Raw genomic sequence first — 4383 nt, 5'->3', positions numbered from 1 at the left:
ATACAACCCCATCGCCGACCCGACCGAGGCGGCGTCCACCTCCTCCGCGACATAGGCCATCGCCACCGCCGGCACGCCCGCCAGCGCCAGCCCGGTCAGAAAGCGCAGCACCAGCAGCGCCCCCCATCCCGGCGCGAACGCCGCCGCCAGCGTCAGCGCACCGGCCGACAGCATCGCCGCCACCATCAACGGCCGCCGCCCCATCCGGTCCGACACCAGCCCCGCCACCAGAATGCCGATCGCCAGCGGCCCCGTGGCCATCGACACGGCAAGGCTCGCCCCTTCCGCATTCACCCCATACGCCGCCGAAAACAGCGGCAGCAGCGGTTGCGCGGCATAAAGCAAGGAAAAGGTGGAGAAACCGGCGAACAACATCGCCAGCGTCAACCGGCGAAAGGCCGGCGTACCAAGGACAATCGGACGGGGAAGCCCGGTCACATCCCGACCCGGCGATGCGCCGTGCGCAGGACGACAAAGCCGCCGAGCGCGGACAGCAGCGATCCCGCCAGCACCCCCAGCTTGACCGCATCCACCCGCAGCGGATCGTCCGGAAAGGCCAGCCCGCCGATAAACAGGCTCATGGTGAAGCCGATCCCCGCCAGCAGCGACAGGCCATAGATCTGCGTCCAGCTCGCCCCGCCGGGCCGTTTGGCGATCCCCATGCGATCGGCGATCCAGATGCTGCCGAACACCCCCGCCTGCTTGCCCAGGAACAGCCCGGCGCCCACCGCGACCACCAGGGGTTCGCCAAGCGTCGCCAGCGACAGCCCGTGCAGAGGAATGCCGGCATTGGCGAGCGCGAACAACGGCACGATGCCGAACGCCACCCATGGCCCCAGCGCATGCTCCAGCCGGTGGAGCGGCGATCCCGCATCGTCCGGTGCCCCCGGCGACCGCGTGATCGGCACCAGCATCGCCGTCGCCACCCCCGCGATCGTCGCATGCACGCCGGACAGCAGCAGCAGCCACCAGAGCAGCACGAAGCCCGCGAGATACGGCGCCAGCCATCGTACCCCGCGCCGGTTGCACGCCAGCATCAGCGCCAGCACCCCCGCCGCACCCGCCAGCGCGCCCAGGTCGATCGCCTCGGTATAGGCCAGCGCGATGATCGCCACCGCCCCCATATCGTCGACGATGGCGACGGCGGTCAGGAAGATCTTCAGCGCCGGCGGCACCCGCGGGCCGAGCAGCGCCAGCACGCCGACCGCAAAGGCGATATCGGTCGCCGCCGGGATCGCCCAGCCCCGCGCCAATCCCGGCACATGCCCGGCGATGGCCAGATAGACCAGCGCGGGCACCACCATTCCCGCCGCCGCCACGATGAAGGGCAGCGTCCGTCGCCTGGGGTGCGACAATTGCCCGTCAACAAAGTCGCGCTTGATCTCCAGCCCGACGAGCAGGAAGAACAGCGCCATCAACCCGTCATCGATCCAGCGATGCACGGTCAACGGGCCGAGGTGCCCGTGCAGCAGCCCCGCATAGGGCCCTGACGTCAGCGACAGGTTGGCGATCAGCATCGCCGCCACCGTCGCCGCGATCAGCACCACCCCGCCCGCCGCCTCGCCGGCCAGGAACGCGCGCGCGGCCGACAGCGGCCGGCGGACCGGGCGCAGCGTGCGCGGGCGCGTCATCGCCCGCTCACGCCGCCCGCGCCAGCGCCTCCGCGATCAATCGCCGCGAATTGTCCACGCCATACAACGCAAAGAAGCTCCCCATGCGCGGCCCCTGCTCGGCCCCGAGCAACGTTTCGTAGAGTACCTTGAACCAGTCGCGCAGGGCTTCCTTGCCGTAATGCGCCTTGCCGATCTCATAGACATGGTTCTGCAACACCGCGGCCGGATCCTCGTCGTCGCGGCCCGTGCCGTCGTCCTTGGCCAGAACCTCGTCCAGCTCGCGCAGCGCCTCGGCCTCCTTGGCGGTCGGCGCACGCCGGCTGAGGGTCGGCGCCACGAAATCGCAGCCATAGGCCACGGCATAACCGACCAGGCGATCGAGCGCAGGATGGGTCTCGGGCGACAATGTCGGGTCGTAACGGTGGAGGAACGCCCACATCGTCTCGCGATCGCCCACCCCGGGCAGGCTGGCGAGGTTCAGCAGCAGGCCGAACGTCACCGGCAGCGCCTCCTCGGGCACCTTGCCGTCATGGATGTGGTGGACGGGGTTGCCCAGCCGCTGCTTGGCGTCCTGCCCGGCATAATTACCGCGGAACTGCCAATATTCGTCCACCGCGCGCGGGATCACGCCCATGTGCAACTGCTTGGCCTTTTTCGGCTCGCGATAGGCGAAAAAGGCCAGGCTTTCCTCGGGGCCATAGGTCAGCCACTGGTCCAGGCTCAGTCCGTTGCCCTTGGACTTGGAGATCTTCTCGCCATGTTCGTCCAGGAACATCTCGTAGTTGAAGCCTTCAGGCGGGCGCCCGCCCAGCACGCGCGCGATCTTGGACGACTGGGTGACCGAATCGATCAGATCCTTGCCCGCCATCTCGTAATCGACGCCCAGCGCGACCCAGCGCATCGCCCAGTCTACCTTCCATTGTAGCTTGGACAGGCCACCCAGCGCCGACTGCTCGATCCGCGCCCCATTCGAATCGGTGAAGGCGATGATCCCGGCGTCGGCATCGACCACCTCGACGGGCACCTGCAACACCACGCCGGTCGTCGGACTGATCGGCAGCACCGGCGAATAGGTCGCCCGCCGCTCGGCCCTGAGCGTCGGCAGCATCACGTCCTGGATGCCCCCGAAGTGGCGCAGCACCAGCCGCAGCGCCTCGTCGAACCGGCCGGACGTGTAATAGTCGGTCGAGGACGCGAACTCATAGTCGAAGCCGAAGCGGTCGAGAAAGGCGCGCAGCATCGCATTATTGTGCGCGGCAAAGCTGTCGAACTTCTCGAAGGGATCGGGCACCTGAGTCAGCGGCTTGCCCAGATACTCGGCCAGCATCGCCTGGTTGGGCACATTGTCGGGCACCTTGCGCAGGCCGTCCATGTCGTCCGAAAACGCGATCAGCCGCGTCGGTTGATCGGACAGCGTGTGGAAGGCGTTGCGGACCATGGTGGTGCGCAACACCTCGTTGAACGTGCCGATATGCGGCAGGCCCGATGGACCATATCCGGTTTCGAACAGCACGGGCGCGCCGTTCGGCTTGCCGTCCGGATAACGCTTGAGCAGCTTGCGCGCCTCTTCATAAGGCCAGGCCTTGGATTCCAGGGCGACGGAGCGGAGATCGGTATCGGTCATGACGGCTCCGCATCTGGCGCTTTGGCGCGCGACGCGCAAATGCTAAGAGCATCGCCATGGAGATGTCGCGCGGTTTTGCGGTGCCGCAACCGGTTCGGTTGACGGTTTCGGACTTCGAGGTGCTGCACCACGCCGGCGCCCTCGTCGATCATCATCATGCCCAGTTGATCGAGGGAACGATCGTTGCGATGAGCCCGCAAGCCAGACGCCATGCCTTCGCCAAGAACGAATTGACCTATCGCCTGCGCCGTGTGCTCGAAGCGGCTGGATCGCCGCTGACCGCGCTCAGCGAGGTTACCGTTGCGATCCCGCCATATAGTGCGCCCGAACCCGATATGGTCCTGACCAGGGCGCCACGCGGCGAAGGCTATGTCCCGGTCGATAGCGTCGCCTTGATCGCGGAGGTCGCCGACTCCACGGTGCGCTACGATCTGGACGCCAAGCAGCGTCTGTACGGCGCGGCAGGCATTCCGGAATATTGGGTTCTCGATCTTCCCGCCGGCACCCTGCACCGCTTCTGCTCGCCCGTGGCGGATGGTTACGAGCGGCATGATGTGCTGCCCCTCGACGGGCCACTCGCCAGCACGACCCTGAATTTCACCATCGACGGCACCGGCATCTTGTAATCCCCCCTGATCGCCCTTGTTGCCAATCCGTTCCGTCGCGCCGATATCGGACGCGATGTCCTTTCCCCATCCCGCTCTCCACGCCAGCCATAGCGGCATCTGGATCGCCACAGCGGAGGGGACGCGCGCGGTGTCGCGGGGTGAGGCGATCGGCATCGCATCGGAAACCCCGGTCATCCTGCTCAATGCCGCGCTGACCGGGCAGCGGCTGGGCTATGCCGATCTGTCGGGGCTCGACCTGCTCGAACTCTACGCCTTCCTTTACCCCGCGCGGTTCGCCGTGCCGACGCCCAAGGGACTGGCGCGCGCCATCGGCCTTGCCATGCCGGTACAGGAAGATGCGGTTGCCGCCTTCCTTCGCGACGCCGCCGAAACGCTGCTCGCCGTGCCGGATGGCGACTGGCCGGAGCGCGAGGGTGCCTGGACCGCCGCGCAAAGCCTGACCCGCCTGCGCTGGCCCTGGGCGCCCCTTATCGCCCCCCGCCTGGCCAAGCCGCGCGTCAACGAACGCTGGCTGTTC

The 4383-nt window shown here is 67.5% G+C and carries 4 protein-coding genes and 1 pseudogene; 2 read left to right on the top strand and 3 right to left on the bottom strand.

The genetic code is table 11. The annotated features are described in order from the left end of the window. The 3 genes from Q0U08_RS18050 to Q0U08_RS18040 all read right to left on the bottom strand — a co-directional run. The coding region (locus Q0U08_RS18050; RefSeq protein WP_298093053.1) for an MFS transporter at positions 1 to 438 on the bottom strand (438 nt) is incomplete at its 3' end. Beyond that, positions 435 to 1631, bottom strand: coding sequence for a Na+/H+ antiporter NhaA (nhaA, locus tag Q0U08_RS18045; RefSeq protein WP_298093052.1), 1197 nt, complete (start codon positions 1629 to 1631; stop codon positions 435 to 437). The genes Q0U08_RS18050 and nhaA, both read right to left, overlap by 4 nt. Positions 1632 to 1638: 7 nt before the next feature. Beyond that, entirely contained in the window at positions 1639 to 3237 is a 1599-nt protein-coding gene (locus Q0U08_RS18040; protein ID WP_298093050.1) for a lysine--tRNA ligase, read from the bottom strand. Between the two features lie 56 nt (positions 3238 to 3293). On the opposite strand from Q0U08_RS18040, the gene Q0U08_RS18035 reads away from it, so the two are divergent. Together Q0U08_RS18035 and Q0U08_RS18030 are read left to right on the top strand one after the other, a co-directional pair. Next, entirely contained in the window at positions 3294 to 3863 is a 570-nt protein-coding gene (locus Q0U08_RS18035; RefSeq protein ID WP_298093048.1) for a Uma2 family endonuclease, read from the top strand. 55 nt (positions 3864 to 3918) lie between these two features. Next, positions 3919 to 4383: pseudogene (locus Q0U08_RS18030) on the top strand (ATP-dependent DNA helicase); the annotation flags it as partial.

It is taken from the genome of uncultured Sphingomonas sp. (assembly GCF_946477935.1).
GTDB lineage: Bacteria > Pseudomonadota > Alphaproteobacteria > Sphingomonadales > Sphingomonadaceae > Sphingomonas.
This window is presented reverse-complemented; position numbering and strand designations above follow the sequence as displayed.

Bases quoted from the DNA above. Each gene is read 5' to 3' on its own strand.
- nhaA (WP_298093052.1), bottom strand. From the start codon at position 1,631: ATGACGCGCCCGCGCACGCTGCGCCCGGTCCGCCGGCCGCTGTCGGCC.
- Q0U08_RS18040 (WP_298093050.1), bottom strand. From the start codon at position 3,237: ATGACCGATACCGATCTCCGCTCCGTCGCCCTGGAATCCAAGGCCTGG.
- Q0U08_RS18035 (WP_298093048.1), top strand. From the start codon at position 3,294: ATGGAGATGTCGCGCGGTTTTGCGGTGCCGCAACCGGTTCGGTTGACG.